General features: G+C 65.0%; 16 protein-coding genes. All 16 read left to right on the top strand.

Features of this window, described 5'->3' with window-relative positions; translation table 11 throughout:
• Nucleotides 1-48: 48 nt before the first annotated feature.
• The 16 genes from tsf to ACP7EY_RS05560 all read left to right on the top strand — a co-directional run bounded on the left by tsf (nucleotide 49) and on the right by ACP7EY_RS05560 (nucleotide 15,277).
• Nucleotides 49-957 (top strand): translation elongation factor Ts, encoded by a 909-nt coding sequence (gene tsf, locus ACP7EY_RS05485; protein WP_426191280.1) that lies wholly within the window; start codon nucleotides 49-51, stop codon nucleotides 955-957.
• A gap of 121 nt (nucleotides 958-1,078) precedes the next feature.
• The gene (gene pyrH, locus ACP7EY_RS05490) at nucleotides 1,079-1,795 is read left to right on the top strand and encodes a UMP kinase (RefSeq protein ID WP_426191282.1); all 717 of its coding nucleotides are present in this window, start codon (nucleotides 1,079-1,081) and stop codon (nucleotides 1,793-1,795) included.
• A 139-nt stretch (nucleotides 1,796-1,934) separates the two neighbouring features.
• Entirely contained in the window at nucleotides 1,935-2,495 is a 561-nt protein-coding gene (frr, locus tag ACP7EY_RS05495) for a ribosome recycling factor (protein ID WP_426191284.1), read from the top strand.
• Between the two features lie 27 nt (nucleotides 2,496-2,522).
• Complete coding sequence (gene uppS / locus ACP7EY_RS05500; protein WP_426191286.1) at nucleotides 2,523-3,272, top strand: polyprenyl diphosphate synthase; 750 nt, start codon at nucleotides 2,523-2,525, stop codon at nucleotides 3,270-3,272.
• 3 nt (nucleotides 3,273-3,275) lie between these two features.
• Nucleotides 3,276-4,106 carry a phosphatidate cytidylyltransferase gene (locus tag ACP7EY_RS05505; protein WP_426191288.1) on the top strand — a complete coding sequence of 277 codons (831 nt, stop codon included), beginning with the start codon at nucleotides 3,276-3,278 and terminating at the stop codon, nucleotides 4,104-4,106.
• Nucleotides 4,107-4,128: 22 nt separating this feature from the next.
• On the top strand, nucleotides 4,129-5,313 hold the full coding sequence (gene ispC, locus ACP7EY_RS05510) for a 1-deoxy-D-xylulose-5-phosphate reductoisomerase (protein WP_426191290.1): 1,185 nt from the start codon (nucleotides 4,129-4,131) through the stop codon (nucleotides 5,311-5,313).
• A complete protein-coding gene (gene rseP / locus ACP7EY_RS05515; protein ID WP_426191292.1) occupies nucleotides 5,310-6,647 on the top strand; it encodes an RIP metalloprotease RseP in 1,338 nt (445 codons plus the stop codon). The genes ispC and rseP overlap by 4 nt, the downstream gene beginning before the upstream one ends.
• A gap of 78 nt (nucleotides 6,648-6,725) precedes the next feature.
• Complete coding sequence (gene bamA / locus ACP7EY_RS05520; RefSeq protein WP_426191294.1) at nucleotides 6,726-9,086, top strand: outer membrane protein assembly factor BamA; 2,361 nt, start codon at nucleotides 6,726-6,728, stop codon at nucleotides 9,084-9,086.
• Between the two features lie 89 nt (nucleotides 9,087-9,175).
• On the top strand, nucleotides 9,176-9,715 hold the full coding sequence (locus tag ACP7EY_RS05525) for an OmpH family outer membrane protein (protein ID WP_426191296.1): 540 nt from the start codon (nucleotides 9,176-9,178) through the stop codon (nucleotides 9,713-9,715).
• Complete coding sequence (locus ACP7EY_RS05530; RefSeq protein WP_426191298.1) at nucleotides 9,716-10,264, top strand: OmpH family outer membrane protein; 549 nt, start codon at nucleotides 9,716-9,718, stop codon at nucleotides 10,262-10,264.
• 25 nt (nucleotides 10,265-10,289) lie between these two features.
• Nucleotides 10,290-11,339: a UDP-3-O-(3-hydroxymyristoyl)glucosamine N-acyltransferase gene (gene lpxD, locus ACP7EY_RS05535; RefSeq protein WP_426191300.1), complete on the top strand. Its 1,050-nt coding sequence runs from the start codon at nucleotides 10,290-10,292 to the stop codon at nucleotides 11,337-11,339.
• Nucleotides 11,336-11,821: a 3-hydroxyacyl-ACP dehydratase FabZ gene (gene fabZ / locus ACP7EY_RS05540; protein ID WP_426191302.1), complete on the top strand. Its 486-nt coding sequence runs from the start codon at nucleotides 11,336-11,338 to the stop codon at nucleotides 11,819-11,821. The genes lpxD and fabZ overlap by 4 nt, the downstream gene beginning before the upstream one ends.
• A 4-nt stretch (nucleotides 11,822-11,825) precedes the next feature.
• Nucleotides 11,826-12,608 (top strand): acyl-ACP--UDP-N-acetylglucosamine O-acyltransferase, encoded by a 783-nt coding sequence (gene lpxA, locus ACP7EY_RS05545; RefSeq protein WP_426191304.1) that lies wholly within the window; start codon nucleotides 11,826-11,828, stop codon nucleotides 12,606-12,608.
• A 37-nt stretch (nucleotides 12,609-12,645) separates the two neighbouring features.
• Nucleotides 12,646-13,776, top strand: a complete 1,131-nt coding sequence (gene lpxB, locus ACP7EY_RS05550; protein WP_426191677.1) for a lipid-A-disaccharide synthase — start codon at nucleotides 12,646-12,648, stop codon at nucleotides 13,774-13,776.
• Nucleotides 13,773-14,471, top strand: a complete 699-nt coding sequence (gene rnhB / locus ACP7EY_RS05555) for a ribonuclease HII (RefSeq protein WP_426191306.1) — start codon at nucleotides 13,773-13,775, stop codon at nucleotides 14,469-14,471. The genes lpxB and rnhB overlap by 4 nt, the downstream gene beginning before the upstream one ends.
• A complete protein-coding gene (locus ACP7EY_RS05560; protein ID WP_426191308.1) occupies nucleotides 14,468-15,277 on the top strand; it encodes a TrmH family RNA methyltransferase in 810 nt (269 codons plus the stop codon). Before rnhB ends, ACP7EY_RS05560 begins: the two co-directional genes overlap by 4 nt.
• The last annotated feature ends 25 nt before the right edge of the window (nucleotides 15,278-15,302 follow it).

Below are 15,302 nucleotides of genomic sequence, written 5' to 3' on the forward strand. Positions count from 1 at the left end.
TCGGCGCGCCGCCGGTCCCCATCATCGACAACATTTAGGAGAATTCACATGGCAGCTATTACCGCAGCGATGGTAGGCGAACTGCGCGGCAAGACCGACGCACCAATGATGGAATGCAAAAAAGCACTGACCGAAGCCGAAGGCGACATGGTCCGTGCGGAAGAAATCCTGCGCGTCAAGCTGGGCGGCAAGGCCTCGAAAGCCTCGTCGCGCATCACCGCCGAAGGCGTGGTCGTCGCTTACATCGCCGGCAACGCAGGCGCGCTGCTGGAAATTAACAGCGAAACCGACTTCGTCGCCAAGAACGACGACTTCATGCAGCTGGCCAACGACGCCGCCAAACTGGTTGCCGAAAACAACCCGGCCGACGTCGCCGCCCTGCTGGCCCTGCCGCTCGACGGCAAGACCCTCGACGAAGTGCGCGCGGCCCTGATCGGCAAAATCGGCGAAAACATGTCGATCCGTCGCTTCCAGCGTTTCGAAACCACCGGCAAGCTCGCTTCCTACATCCACAGCAACCGGATCGGCGTCATCGTCGAATTCGACGGCGCCGACGAGCAAGTCGGTAAAGATGTTGCCATGCACATCGCCGCCATGAAGCCCGTGTCGTTGTCGTCGGACCAGGTGCCTGCCGAACTGATCGAAAAAGAACGTTCGGTCGCCGCCCTGAAAGCCCAGGAAGACGCCGACCAGGCCGCCGCCGCCGGCAAGCCTGCGCAGTCGCCGGAAATCCTGGCCAAGCGCCTCGAAGGTTCGGTCCAGAAGTACCTGAAAGAAGTGTCCCTGCTGAACCAGCCGTTCGTCAAGAACGACAAGCTGTCGGTTGAGCAAATGCTCAAGGCGGCCGGCACCACGGTCAAATCGTTTGCCATGTTCGTCGTCGGCGAAGGCATCGAGAAGAAGCAGGATGATTTTGCCGCTGAAGTCGCAGCGCAAATTGCTGCCTCGAAGCAATAAGTTGCAAAGCGGGCCGGAAGGCCCGTTTTTTTAACTAGCGTAACAGTAACAAGGTGTCGCCCGCTCACGAAGCGCAGCGGCACTTTCAGTACCAAACAACCTACGTCACCCAGGAGCCTCCATGACCAAACCCGCTTACAAACGCGTTCTTCTCAAACTCTCGGGCGAAGCACTGATGGGCGACGACAACTACGGTATCAACCGCGCCACCATCGACCGCATGGTCAGCGATATCGCCGAAGTGGCCGCGCTGGGCGTCGAGCTGGCGGTGGTCATTGGCGGTGGCAATATTTTCCGCGGCGTCGCCCCCGGCGCCCAGGGCATGGACCGCGCCACCGCCGACTACATGGGCATGCTGGCCACCGTCATGAATGCGCTGGCGCTGGCCGACGCCATGCGCCACGTGGGCATCACCGCCCGCGTGATGTCGGCGATCGCCATCGAGCAGGTGGTCGAGCCTTACGTGCGCCCGAAAGCGCTGCAGTACCTGGAAGAGGGTAAAGTGGTCGTGTTCGCCGCCGGCACCGGCAATCCCTTCTTCACCACCGATACCGCCGCCGCCCTGCGTGGCGCCGAGATCAGCGCTGAAATCGTGCTCAAGGCAACCAAGGTCGATGGCGTCTACACTGCCGATCCCAAGAAAGACCCGACCGCCACCCGCTACAATTCGATCAGTTTTGACGAAGCCATCTCGAACCAGTTGCAGGTGATGGACGCCACCGCGTTCGCCCTGTGCCGCGATCAGAAACTGCCCATCAAGGTGTTTTCGATCATCAAGCCGGGCGCGCTGATGGCCGTCATCATGGGCGAAGACGAAGGCACGCTCGTTCACGTGTAAAATCACGTGACTGATGGGGAAGCGACTCCCCGTTTTTCAGGCGCCGCGGCAGCACGTCCGCGGCGCCGCGCATGACCTTACGCACCACATTACGCACCACATTACGCACCACCCCCAACAAAAGCTACAGGAGAGCAGCATGACCATCGCTGACATCAAGAAAAGTGCGCAGGAGCGCATGAGCAAGTCGATTGAAACCTTGCGCGCCGATCTGGCCAAGGTGCGCACCGGCCGCGCCCACGTGGGCATCCTCGACCACGTGATGGTCGACTATTACGGTTCGCCCACCCCGCTGAGCGGCGTGGCCAACATCAACCTGATCGACGCGCGCACCATCGGCGTGCAGCCGTACGAGAAAAAAATGGCCGCCGCCATCGAAAAAGCCATCCGCGATGCGGACCTGGGCCTCAATCCATCGTCGCAGGGCGAACAGATCCGCGTTCCCACGCCGATGCTGTCCGAAGAGCGTCGCAAGGAAATGGTCAAGCTCGTCAAGGTCGAAGCGGAAGACGCGAAAATTGCCATCCGCAATATCCGCCGCGATGCCAATGAACAGGTCAAAAAACTCGTCAAGGACAAGCTGGCGTCGGAAGACGACGAGCGCCGTTCCAACGATGAAATCCAGAAGCTGACCGACAAGTTTGTCGTCGATGTCGACAAGATGGTCGTCGACAAAGAAAAAGAAGTGCTGACGGTCTAGTCCTCAAGTCAACCACAGTCTGGATTTATGATTTTCAAAAGTTCTACCAAGACGGTACCGGATGCACCGCAGGTACCGTGCCACGTCGCCATCATCATGGATGGCAATGGCCGCTGGGCCACCCGCCGCATGCTGCCGCGGGTGGCCGGCCACGTCAAGGGCGTCGATGCCGTGCGTGACATCGTCGAAGCCTGCGTCGACCGCGGTATCGCCTACCTGACCCTGTTCGCCTTTTCGTCCGAAAACTGGCGCCGCCCCGAAGAAGAAGTGTCGCTGCTCATGCGCCTGTTCGTCACCGCGCTCGAGCGCGAAGTGGCGAAGATGCATGCCAACGACATTTGCCTCAAAGTGGTGGGCGACCTGTCGCGCTTCGACGTCAAGCTGCGCGACATGATCGCCAATGCCGAACGGCGCACTGCCAACAACAAGCGCCTGACGCTGTCGATCTGCGCCAACTACGGCGGCCGCTGGGACATCATGCAGGCGACCCGGAAAATGCTCGAGGCCCATCCCGGCGTCACCGATTTCACCGAAGAGCAATTGGCCGAGCACCTGGCGATGGCCTACGCGCCCGAGCCGGACCTGTTCATCCGCACTGGCGGCGAACAGCGCATTTCCAACTTCCTGTTGTGGCAACTGGCGTATTCGGAACTGTATTTCACCGAAACGTTCTGGCCCGATTTTTCGCCCGCTGCGCTCGACGAAGCGATTGTTTCCTATCAAAGCCGCGAGCGCCGTTTCGGTCGCACGGGCGACCAACTGGCCCAGAAAAAATAGCCCATGCTTAAAACACGCATCATCACGGCGCTCGTCTTATTGGCCATCCTGTTGCCAGTGCTGTACCTGGGCAACCCGATCGCCTTCGCCGTGGTGGTGGCCGCGTTTTTCGGCGCCGCCATCTGGGAGGCGTTCCGCCTGTTCACGCCCGGCTCGAAGCAGGTGCTGCTGATCGCCGCCGTCTGGACGGCCGTGTTTGCGTACGCCTTCCTGCTGGTGCCACAGGCCCGTCCGTCGATGTGGTTCGCCATCGGCGTGCTGGTGTGGCTGCTGCGACTGGCGCCCTCGCTGAAAATCGGCCTGCCGCCCCTCGCCAGCGTGAGCAACACCTTGTTGAGCATCACCTACGCCATTTCCATCGTCGCCTGCTTCGCCGCCATCGTCACCCTGTTCCACCATTCGGCCCTGTACCTGCTGTCGGTGCTGGTGCTGGTGTGGATCGCCGACATCGGCGCCTATTTCTCCGGCAAGGCTTTCGGCAAGCGCAAGCTGGCGCCATCGATTTCCCCCGGCAAGTCGTGGGAAGGCGCCATCGGCGGCGGCATCGCCGTGCTGGTGCTGGCCGGCGCCGCCGTGCTGTTCGGCGGCGCCGCTCTGGCCGACACCTTCCCCGTCTACCTGCAGGCACGCTTCGGCTGGGGCGGCTTCGCCCTGGCGCTGGTGGCCATCGCGGCGCTGTCCGTCTGCGGTGACCTGTTCGAATCCCAACTCAAGCGCCGCGCCGGCGTCAAGGACAGCAGCGCGCTGCTGCCAGGTCACGGCGGCGTGCTCGATCGTATCGATGCCCTGGTGCCCGTGCTGCCGCTGGCGGCGTTGATCGCCACCTGGCTCTAGGGCAGGGCTTGTAAGGAATACCATGCAACAAGTAACCATTCTCGGCGCCACCGGCTCGATCGGCGTCTCGACCCTCGACGTGCTGGCGCGTCATCCCGACAAATACACCGTGTACGCGCTGACGGCCCACAGCAAGGTCGATGAACTGGCCGCCCAGTGCGTGCAGTTCCGCCCGCAGCGGGCCGTCGTCGGCAGCGCCGACGCGGCCCGGCGCCTGGAGGCGCTGCTGCGCCAGCGCGAGGTGCCCTGCGCCGTGTCGTGGGGCGAAGCGGCCCTGTGCGAAGTGGCGGCCGAAGCCGACACCGTGATGGCCGCCATCGTTGGCGCCGCGGGCCTGGCGCCCACCCTGGCCGCGGCCAGGGCAGGGCGCAAGATCCTGCTGGCCAACAAGGAGGCGCTGGTGCTGTCGGGCCAGTTGTTCATGGACCTGGTGGCGCGCCACGGCGCCGTGCTGTTGCCGATCGACTCCGAGCACAATGCGATCTTTCAATCGCTGCCGCTGGCGTACGGCCGCTCGCCCGCTGCCGCCGGCGTGGCGAAGATCGTCCTCACCGCGTCCGGCGGACCGTTCCTGAAACGCGCCGTCGATACGCTCGAGAGCGTCACGCCCCAGGAAGCCTGCAAGCATCCGAACTGGTCGATGGGCCGCAAGATCTCCGTCGACTCGGCCACCATGATGAACAAGGGCCTCGAAGTGATCGAGGCGCACTGGCTGTTCGGCGCGCCGGCCGCGCAGATCGAGGTGCTGATCCACCCGCAAAGCGTGATTCACTCGATGGTCTCGTATGTTGACGGCTCGGTGCTGGCGCAACTGGGCAATCCCGACATGCGCACGCCGATCGCCCACGCGCTGGCGTTCCCCGAGCGGATCGACTCCGGCGTCGCCCAGCTCGACCTGGCCGGCATGGCCGCGCTGCAGTTCGAGCAGCCCGACCTGGCCCGCTTTCCCTGCCTGGCGCTGGCCTTTGACGCGCTGCGCGCCGGCGGCACCGCCCCGGCCCTGCTCAACGCCGCCAACGAAGTGGCGGTCGAGGCCTTCCTGCAGCGCCAGATCGGCTTTCGCGACATCGACCGCGTCGTCAAGACCGTCATGGATGAGAATGCCCACGGCGCGGCCGACAGCATCGACGCCGTGCTGGCCCAGGACGGCGTGGCGCGCACCGCCGCCGCCGCCATCGTCGCCCGCCTGGCAGGGGCGCGCCGATGAACAATCTGCTGATGATCCCCGCCTTTATCCTGGCGCTGGGACCGTTGATCATTTTTCACGAACTGGGTCACTACCTGGTGGCGCGCCTGTGCGGGGTGAAGGTGCTGCGCTTTTCCGTCGGCATGGGCAAGGTCGTGTGGTCGCGTAAATTCGGCCCGGACCAGACCGAGTGGGCGGTGTCGGCGCTGCCGCTGGGCGGCTACGTCAAGATGCTCGACGCGCGCGAGAGTGATACCGAGGTCGATCCGAAAGACGCCCACCGCGAGTTCACGCGCCAGTCGGTATGGCGGCGCATCGCCATCGTCGCCGCCGGGCCGCTGGCCAACTTCGTGCTGGCCATCGTGTTGCTGGCGGGGCTGGCGATGGCCGGCACCACCGAGCCGTCGGCGCGCCTGCGCGCCCCCGACGCCACCAGCGCCGCCTGGCAGGCGGGCCTGCGCGGCGGCGAGACGGTCGCCGCCGTTGATGGCAATGCGGTTGCCAGTTGGGCGCAACTGCGCTGGGCGCTGGTCGACGCGATCGTCGAAAAGCGCGCCGTGCGGCTCGACGTGCGCCAGCCGCAGGGTGGCCAGTTCGCCGCGCTGGTGCCGGCCACCGCGCTGGCCGGACTCGACATCGACAGCGATTTCACCGCCCGCCTGGGGCTGGACCTGTGGCGCCCGCCAGCGGCGGTTGAAGCGGTCGTCGCCGGCAGTCCTGCCCAGCAGGCCGGCCTGCGCGAGGGCGACATCGTCAGTGCCGTCGACGGCGCGCCGGTGGCCGACGGCATCGACCTGGTCAAGGCGGTGCGGGCGTCGAACGGCAAGCCGCTCGCCATCACGCTGCTGCGCTCCGGCGTGGCGATGACGGTATCGGTGACGCCGCAGCTGCGCGCGCAGGACAAGCTGTGGGCGATCGGCATGGCGCCGCGCGTGGCGCCCGAGATGGTGACCGTGACGGCCGGGCCGGTCGATGCCGTCGGCATCGGCATGCGCCGTACCTGGGAGACCATCACCATCACGCTCAAAATGATCAAGCGCATGGTGACGGGCGAAGTGTCGCTCAAAAATGTCACCGGTCCCTTGACCATCGCCGACTACGCCCAGCAGACCATGCGCCTCGGTCCGGCTGTATTTATCGGCTTTATCGCCTTCGTCAGTATCAGTCTGGGGGTGATGAATCTGTTACCAATTCCGGTTCTGGATGGGGGTCTTTTGCTGTATTATTCGCTGGAAGTTTTGACCGGACGCCCTTTGTCCGAGCGGATCGGGGCGTATGCACAGCGTGCCGGCGTGGTCCTGCTGGCCATGCTGATGGCGCTGGCCCTTTTCAACGACATCGCCCGCCGCCTGTAACATGGCGCGGCGCCCGCCCGCCACCGTGCGGGGCGACTGTCGACAAGCCTGTGAAAAATTAGGACCATGAACTAGCCAATGAAATTACATTCAGACCGTTTTGCCCTGCCGTCGCTGTTTTCTGTATCGCGCCCCCTGATGCGTCGTTCCCTGATCGGCGCCGCCGTTGTCGCGCTGTGCTCGGGCCAGGCCCTGGCCGTCACGCCATTCGTCGTCAAGGACATCCGCGTCGAAGGCATTCAGCGCACCGAAGCGGGCACCGTGTTCAGCTATCTGCCGGTGCGCGTCGGCGAGACCTTCGACGACGACAAGAGCATTGCCGCCATCAAGGCCCTGTACGCGACGACGTTTTTCAAGGACGTCCGGCTGGAAGAGGAAAACGGCGTGCTGGTGGTGATCGTGGAAGAACGTCCCGCCATCTCCACCGTCGACTTCACCGGCACCAAGGAATTCGAGAAGGATGTGCTGGTCAAGGCCCTCAAGGAAATCGGCGTTGGTGAGACCAAGATTTTCGACAAGGCCTCGGTCGATCGCGCCGAGCAGGAACTCAAGCGCCAGTACCTGTCGCACGGCCTGTATGGCGTCAAGATCACCACCACCATCACGCCGATCGAGCGCAATCGCGTCACCGTCATGTTCAACGTCGACGAAGGCGACGCCGCCCGCATCAAGGGCATCAACATCGTCGGCAACAAGCGCTTCTCCGACAAGGAACTGCGCGAGACCATGGCGCTGGCCACCTCCGGCTGGTTCACCTGGTATTCGAAGGCCGACCAGTATTCGAAGACCAAGCTGACCGGCGATATCGAGGCGCTCAAGTCGTTCTACCTCAATCGCGGCTACCTCGAAGTGAACATCGAATCGACCCAGGTGTCGATCACGCCCGATAAAAAAGATATTTATTTGACGATCAATATCACCGAGGGCGAGAAGTACACCGTCTCGGCGGTGAAACTCGACGGAGAGATGTTCGGCCGCGAAGAAGAGCTTAAAACCCTGCTGCTGCTTAAGCCGGGCTCGACCTATTCGGGCGAGCTGCTGACCGAATCGAACAAGCGCATTTCCGACCGCCTCGGCACCTTCGGCTACGCCTTCGCCAACGTCAACGCCAACCCGGAAATCGACCGCGCCAAGCGCGAAGTGGCGTTCACCTTCTTTGTCGACCCGGGCAAGCGCGCCTACGTGCGCCACATGAATATCTCGGGCAACACCGTCACCCGCGACGAAGTGATTCGCCGCGAGTTCCGCCAGTTCGAAGGCTCCTGGTACGACGGCAACAAGATCAAGCTCTCGCGCGATCGCGTCGACCGCCTGGGCTACTTCAAGGATGTCACCATCGACACCCCGGAAGCGCAGGGCACGTCCGACCAGGTCGATGTCAACCTGGCCGTGGTGGAAAAACCAACCGGTAACTTCCTCATCGGCGGCGCGTTTTCGCAGTCGGAAAAATTCACCCTGACGGCAGCCATCTCGCAGGCCAACTTTGCCGGTTCGGGCAACACGGTGGGCATCGAACTCAATACCAGTCGCTACAGCCGCACCATCGCGCTGTCGCAGACCAACCCGTATTTCACCGACGACGGCGTGTCGCGCTCATTCGAAGTGTATTTGCGCACCACCCGTCCGCCGGCACTCAATACCGGCTCGTTCACCGTGCGCCAGACGGGCGGCCGGATGAGCTTCGGGGTGCCATTCTCGGAATCCGATACTGTTTTCTTCGGTGCCGGCCTCGAACGCACCGGCATTGAAACCGATGCCACCAGCCCCACCCGTTACCGCGATTACGTGCGCCAGTTCAGCGGCAACGTCGACGGCATCGGCAAGGCGGTGACCAATTCGCTGCCATTGACGGCCGCCTGGAGCCGCGATACGCGCGACAGCGCCGTCACCCCGAGTTTTGGCCGCTACCAGCGCGCCAACCTCGAACTGGACCTGTTTGGCAACTCGAAATACTACCGCGCCGTCTACGAGCAGCAGTGGTACCGTCCGCTGTCGCGCCTGGTGACGCTGGCCCTGAAGGGCGAGATCGACTACGGGCACGGCATCCGCGGCACCAACTACCCGGTGTTCAAGAATTTCTACGGCGGCGGTATCGGTTCGGTGCGGGGTTATCTGGCGTCCTCGCTCGGTATCGTCGATCCCCTGTATGGCGACGCCCTGGGCGGCGCCAAGCGCATCATCACCAATGCAGAACTGCAGTTGCCGTTCCCCGGCGGCGGACCCGATCGCAGCCTGCGCTGGTTCGGCTTCTTCGACGGCGGCCAGGTCTACCAGGAAGGGCAGAAAATGCGTGCCAGCGAGCTGCGCTTCTCGACCGGACTGGGGATCTCCTGGATTTCGCCGGTGGGCCCGCTCAAGTTGAGTTATGCTAAGCCCCTCAATCCGAAACCGGGCGACCGCCTGGAACGCTTCCAGTTCCAGATGGGCACAGGTTTCTGATGCCAGGAACGCCAGCAGCCATGCCGGCCGTGCGCCAGATGATATTGCGGAGACTTATGTTGAATAATCTGACGTTGAAAAATCGGACCTTGAAAAATCGGACCTTGAAACACCGGCTGACGATCTCGCTGCCACGGCTGTTGGCAGTGGCGGCGCTGTGCGCCGGCGCGCTGGGCCAGGCGCAGGCGCAGTCGGCGCCGCCCAGCCGCATCGGTTTTGTCTTTACCGAGCGCCTGATGACGGACTCGAAGCTGGCCAAGGCTGCCGACGTGAAAATCGAGGCCGAGTTTTCGCGCCGCCAGAAGACCAACAAGGACTTGCTGGCGCGCCTGAAAACCCTGTCCGAGAAGCTCGACGCCGATGCGCCCGCGCTGGTCGAACCGGAACGCACGCGGCGCTACCGCGAAGTGGCGGACCTGGAAAAAGACGTGCAGCGCACCCAGCGCGAGTTCAACGAGGACTTGTTGCAGCGGAAAAGCGAAGAGCGCGCCAACATCGCCCAGAAAGCCTACAAGCTGATCGAACAGATCGCCGAGCAGGAGCAGCTCGACATCGTGCTGCAAGAGTCGGCCTGGTCGAGCCCCCGCATCGACATCACCGACAAAGTCATCAAGCTGCTCGACAAGTAAGTGGCCGCCCAGCGTCCCCGCCTTTATCCTCGACGCCTGTTGCCGGCGGCGCTGCTGCTGCTCGCCGCGGCGCTGTGCTGCACGGCGGCGCGAGGGCAGGGCCTGGCGCCGGCGCGCGCGCCCGTGATCGGCTTCGTCGTGCTCGACCGGCTGTTCGTCGAAACGCGCGCCGCCAGGGAAGCCGATATCGCCATCAAGGCCGAATTCGCCGCTCGCGCCAGCGCCAACCTGGCCCTGTTCGCGCGCTTGCGGCGCATGACCGAACAGTACCTGGACGACGAGCAGACGCTCGACGAGCCCGAACGCACGCGTCGCCGCCGCGAAGTGCGCGACCTGGAACAGGAAGCCGAGCGCAAGGAAGTGGCCTACCGCGACGACCTGCTGCACCGCACCCATGTCGAGCGCGACCGCATCGTCGAGCGGGCCAGCCTGGCCATCGCCCAGATCGCCCGCCAGGACAGGCTCGACGTCGTGCTGTTTCGCGGCGTGCTGTGGGCGCGCCCCGGCAGCGACATTACCGACAAACTCATCAGGCTGCTCGATCAGTAGCCTGCGCAACCAACACGGAACAATCATGGGCACCCAACTTGGCGCACTGGTCGAACGCTTCGGTGGTCAGCTGGTGGGCGACGCGAACCTGGAAGTGACAGGGATCGCTCCACTGGCCGACGCCGGCCCCGGCGACATCAGTTTTTTAAGTAACAGCAAGCTGCGCGCGCAGGTGGCCTCGTGCGGCGCCGCCGCCATCATCGTCTCGCCCGCCGACGACGCCGCCGTCGCCGCCAGCTTTGCCGGCGCGCGCATCGTCAGCGCCAACCCCTACGTGTACTTCGCCCGCGCGGCGCAGTACTTCGCGGCGCTGACGGCGCATGTGCCGCCGCCCGGCATCCATCCGAGCGCGGTGGTGGCCGACGACGCCGTGATCGACGCGTCGGCCCATATCGGCGCGCACGTGACGATCGAAGCGGGTGTGGTGGTGGGCGCCGGCGCCGTCATCGACGCCGGCTGCGTGATCGGCCGCGGCGCCGTCATCGGCGCCGACACCCACCTGTTCGCCAACGTCACCTTCCACGCCCGCTGCCAGATCGGCCAGCGCGGCATCATCCACTCGGGCGCCGTGATCGGCGGCGACGGCTTCGGTTTCGCCAACGAGGGCGGGGTGTACATCAAGATTCCCCAGACCGGCCGCGTGATGATCGGCGACGACGTCGACATCGGCGCCAACACCACCATCGACCGCGGTGCGCTGGCCGACACCGTCATCGAAGACGGCGTCAAGCTCGACAACCAGATCCAGATCGGCCACAACTGCCATATCGGCGCGCACACGGCCATGGCCGGCTGCGTCGGCGTGGCCGGCAGCGCCGTGATCGGCAAATACTGCACCTTCGGCGGCGCCGCCATGGTGCTGGGCCACCTGACCATTGGCGACCGCGTCCACATCTCGTCGGGCAGCATGGTCTCGCGTTCGATCATGGAGCCCGGCCAGTACACCGGCTTTTATCCGCTGGCCAAGAACGCCGACTGGGAACGCACCGCCGCCATCGTCCGCAACCTGGACACCATGCGCGATAAAATTCGCGCACTCGAAAAAACCATCAAACAGCTGACATCGCCCACATGACCACTCCCGACACCAACAAAACCCTCGACATCTGCCAGATCAAGGCGCTGCTGCCGCACCGTTACCCGATGCTGCTGGTGGACCGCGTGCTGACCTGGGAAGCGAACAAGTCGATCACGGCGATCAAGAACGTCACCATCAACGAAGAATTCTTCAACGGTCACTTCCCCCACAAGCCCGTCATGCCGGGCGTGCTGATGATCGAAGCGCTGGCGCAGACGGCGGCGCTGCTGTCGTTCCTGACCATGGGCGTCTCGCCCGACGAGAACTCGGTGGTGTATTTTGTGGGCATCGACAACGCCCGTTTCAAGCGCCCCGTCGGCCCCGGCGACCAGCTGAAAATGGATGTCGAGATCGTGCGCGTCTCGCGCGGCATCTGGAAGTACAAGGCGGTCGGCACGGTCGACGGCGCGGTCGCGCTGGAAGCGGACCTGATGTGCACGATCCGCTCGACCGACGACGCCAGCAAGGCGGCGGGCTAGTCCTATGAGCCTGATCCATCGCACCGCCATCGTCGATCCCGCCGCGCAGCTCGACGCCAGCGTCGAAGTGGGGCCGTATTCCATCATCGGCCCGCACGTCGTCATCGGCGCGCGCACGGTGGTGGGGCCGCACGTGGTCATCGAAGGCCACACCAGCATCGGCGAAGACAACCGCTTCTTCCAGTTCTCGTCCATCGGCGCCCAGCCGCAGGACAAGAAGTGGGCGGGCGAGCCGACCCGGCTGGAAATTGGCCACCGCAACACCATCCGCGAGTTCTGCACGTTTAACACGGGCACCGCCCAGGACAAGGGCGTGACCCGGCTGGGCGACGACAACTGGATGAGCGCCTATGTCCACCTGGCGCACGACTGCCAGGTGGGCAGCAACACCATTTTTTCCAACAATGCCCAGCTGGCCGGCCACGTTGAAGTGGGCGACTTCGCCATCCTGTCCGGCTTCGCCGGCGTCCACCAGTTCTGCAAGATCGGTGCCCACGCCTTCGTCGGCATGTACACCAGCCTGACCCAGGACGTGCCGCCGTTCGTGCTCGTCAACGGCAATCCGGCGGCCGCGCGCGGCGTCAACGTCGAAGGCATCAAGCGGCGCGGTTTCAGCCGCGCCCAGATCGACGCCATCCGCGCCGCCTATAAAATCGTCTACCGCAACGGCCTGACGCTGGAAGAGGCGAAAGCGGCGCTGCTCGGGTTCGACGGCGGCGACGGCGCCGCGCAGGTGGCCGCCATGCGCGACTTCCTCGGCGTGGCCACCCGTGGCATCGTCCGCTGACGCTGACGCCGGCACCGGTGCCGGCGTCCACGTCGCCATGGTCGCCGGTGAAGTGTCCGGCGACATGCTGGCGGCGCGCCTGATCGCGGGTCTGCGCCCGCACCTGCCGCAGGCCCGCTTCGACGGCATCGGCGGGCCCCGCATGGCCGAGCAGGGCTTCGTCACGCAACTGCCGATGGACGTGCTGACGGTGCGCGGCATTTTCGAGGTGATTCCCCGCTACCGCGAAATCAAGGGCATCCAGAACCGCCTGGCCGCCCAGTTGCTGGCGGCGCCGCCGGCGCTGTTCGTCGGCGCCGACTATCCCGGCTTTAACCTGGGCCTGGAAGAAAAGCTCAAGGCGGGCGGCATCCCCACGGTCCACTTCATCAGTCCCCAGATCTGGGCCTGGCGGGGCGGGCGCATCAAGCAGATCCGCCGCGCCGTGTCGCACATGCTGTGCATTTTTCCGTTCGAGGAAGCGCTCTACCGGGAGGCGGGGGTGCCCGTCACCTACATCGGCCACCCGCTGGCCGAGCTGATCGCGCTCAGGCCCGACCAGGACGGCGCCCGCGCGGCGCTGGGCATCGCCGTCGATGCCCGCGTCGTCACCCTCATGCCGGGCAGCCGCATGGCCGAACTGAAGCACCTGACCGTGCCTTACCTGGAGGCGGCGCGCCTGCTGGCCGCGCGCGACCCGGCGCTGCGCTTCCTGGTGCCGATGGCGGGCCAGCGCCAGCGCGATTATTTTATTGAACTGCAAAACGCCGCTGGCCTGGCCGAGCTGCCCCTCACCATCGTCGACGACTCGCACCGCGCCATCTGCGCGGCCGACGCCGTGCTGGTGGCGTCGGGCACGGCGACGCTGGAAGTGGCGTTGTTCAAGAAGCCGATGGTGATCGCCTACAAAGTGATGCAGGCCTCGTGGCTCTTGATGCGCCACATGGGCTACCAGCCGTGGATCGGCCTGCCGAATATCCTCGCGCGCGAGTTTCTCGTGCCCGAGCTGCTGCAGCATGCCGCCACGCCGCAGGCCATGGCCGACGCCATGTGGGGCCAGTTGAACGACAGCGCCAACCGCGCTACGCTGGTGCGGCGCTTTACCGACATGCACCACGGCCTGCTGCGTGACAGCGCCGCCGAGAGCGCCGCGGCGGTACTGAAGATTATCGAAAGCAAGCGAGCATGAGCAAGAAGAAGATCAATTTTTACCCGGGCCTGAAAAAATCCGAGTACCCGTTCACCGAGCTCGACATCGTCTGCGGCGTCGACGAGGCTGGCCGCGGCCCGCTGGCCGGCCCCGTCTTCGCCGCCGCCGTGATCCTCGATCCGCGCCATCCCATCGACGGCCTGCGCGACTCGAAAAAACTCACGGCCGAACGGCGCGACGCGCTGGCGCCCCAGATCCGCCAGTTCGCGCTGGCCTGGGCCGTGGCCGAATGCTCGCACGAGGAAATCGACACCCTCAATATCCTGCAGGCGACCATGCTGGCGATGCGCCGCGCCGTCGAGGCGCTGCAGCTGCTGCCCACCATCGCCCTGATCGACGGCAACCGCAGCCCGGTGATGGCGGTGCGCTGCCATGCCATCGTCGAAGGCGACGACAAGGTCCATGCCATTTCGGCCGCCTCGATCCTGGCCAAGACGGCGCGCGACGCCGCCCTGGTGGGCCTGCACGCGCTGTATCCCGAATATGGCTTCGACCAGCACAAGGGCTATGGCACGCGCCTGCACGTCGAGCGCCTGCGCCAGCATGGCGCCTGCCCCGTGCACCGGCGCTCGTTCGCGCCCGTGCGGGCGGTGCTGGCCGGCGCCGGCACGGGCGCCAGCCTGGCGCTCGACTTCGGCGCGCCTTCTCCCCAACCCGCCAGGAGCGCCCCATGAAAACCATCACCTCGCGCGACAATCCCCTGTACAAGGAGCTCAAGCAGCTCGCCACCAGCTCGCAGGCGCGCCGCAAGGCCGGCCGCACCCTGCTCGACGGCGTTCACCTGTGCCAGGCCTACCTCGAACTGCGCGGCGCCCCGCACCAGTGCATCGTCAGCGAAACGGCCCTGCAGCATGCCGAGGTGGCCGACATCGTCGCCCGCTGCGAGCAGCACAAGGCCCACGTGACGGCGTTGCCGGACGCGCTCTACAACACCGTCACCCTGGTCGAGCACGGGGTCGGCCTGATGTTCCTGGTCGATACCCCCGTGCGCACCGTCGAGGCGCCGCTGGCCGTCAACGCCGTCCTGCTCGACAACCTGCAAGACCCGGGCAATGTGGGCTCGATCCTGCGCAGCGCCGCCGCCGCCGGCATCACGGCCGTCTATTGCAGCGCCGGCACCGCCTTCTGCTGGTCGCCCAAGGTGCTGCGGGCGGCGATGGGCGCCCACTTCGTGCTGGACATTTTCGAGAATGTCGACCTGGCCGCCCTGATAGAAGGGGCGCAGGTCGGCGTCGTCGCCACCAGCGGCTACGCCACCACGCGCCTGTACGAGGCCGACCTGCGCCGCCCGGTGGCGTGGCTGTTCGGCCACGAAGGGCAGGGCGTGGCCGACGATTTATTAAGCTTGTCAGACCTGCAAGTGGTGGTGCCCCACCTGGGGCAGATCGAGTCGCTCAACGTGGCGGCGTGCGCGGCCGTGTGCTTTTTCGAGCAGCTCAGGCAAAATCAGTCATGGACGGCTGGCGTTGCCGTAGGTTAATCTTCTCGCGTACAGATTCGAGCGG

The sequence above is a fragment of the Massilia sp. DWR3-1-1 genome, assembly GCF_049898325.1.
Lineage (GTDB): Bacteria > Pseudomonadota > Gammaproteobacteria > Burkholderiales > Burkholderiaceae_D > JAFCUW01.

Coding starts and splice junctions, on each gene's coding strand:
- tsf (WP_426191280.1), top strand. CDS start 49: ATGGCAGCTATTACCGCAGCGATGGTAGGCGAACTGCGCGGCAAGACC.
- pyrH (WP_426191282.1), top strand. CDS start 1,079: ATGACCAAACCCGCTTACAAACGCGTTCTTCTCAAACTCTCGGGCGAA.
- frr (WP_426191284.1), top strand. CDS start 1,935: ATGACCATCGCTGACATCAAGAAAAGTGCGCAGGAGCGCATGAGCAAG.
- uppS (WP_426191286.1), top strand. CDS start 2,523: ATGATTTTCAAAAGTTCTACCAAGACGGTACCGGATGCACCGCAGGTA.
- ACP7EY_RS05505 (WP_426191288.1), top strand. CDS start 3,276: ATGCTTAAAACACGCATCATCACGGCGCTCGTCTTATTGGCCATCCTG.
- ispC (WP_426191290.1), top strand. CDS start 4,129: ATGCAACAAGTAACCATTCTCGGCGCCACCGGCTCGATCGGCGTCTCG.
- rseP (WP_426191292.1), top strand. CDS start 5,310: ATGAACAATCTGCTGATGATCCCCGCCTTTATCCTGGCGCTGGGACCG.
- bamA (WP_426191294.1), top strand. CDS start 6,726: ATGAAATTACATTCAGACCGTTTTGCCCTGCCGTCGCTGTTTTCTGTA.
- lpxD (WP_426191300.1), top strand. CDS start 10,290: ATGGGCACCCAACTTGGCGCACTGGTCGAACGCTTCGGTGGTCAGCTG.
- fabZ (WP_426191302.1), top strand. CDS start 11,336: ATGACCACTCCCGACACCAACAAAACCCTCGACATCTGCCAGATCAAG.
- lpxA (WP_426191304.1), top strand. CDS start 11,826: ATGAGCCTGATCCATCGCACCGCCATCGTCGATCCCGCCGCGCAGCTC.
- lpxB (WP_426191677.1), top strand. CDS start 12,646: ATGGTCGCCGGTGAAGTGTCCGGCGACATGCTGGCGGCGCGCCTGATC.
- rnhB (WP_426191306.1), top strand. CDS start 13,773: ATGAGCAAGAAGAAGATCAATTTTTACCCGGGCCTGAAAAAATCCGAG.
- ACP7EY_RS05560 (WP_426191308.1), top strand. CDS start 14,468: ATGAAAACCATCACCTCGCGCGACAATCCCCTGTACAAGGAGCTCAAG.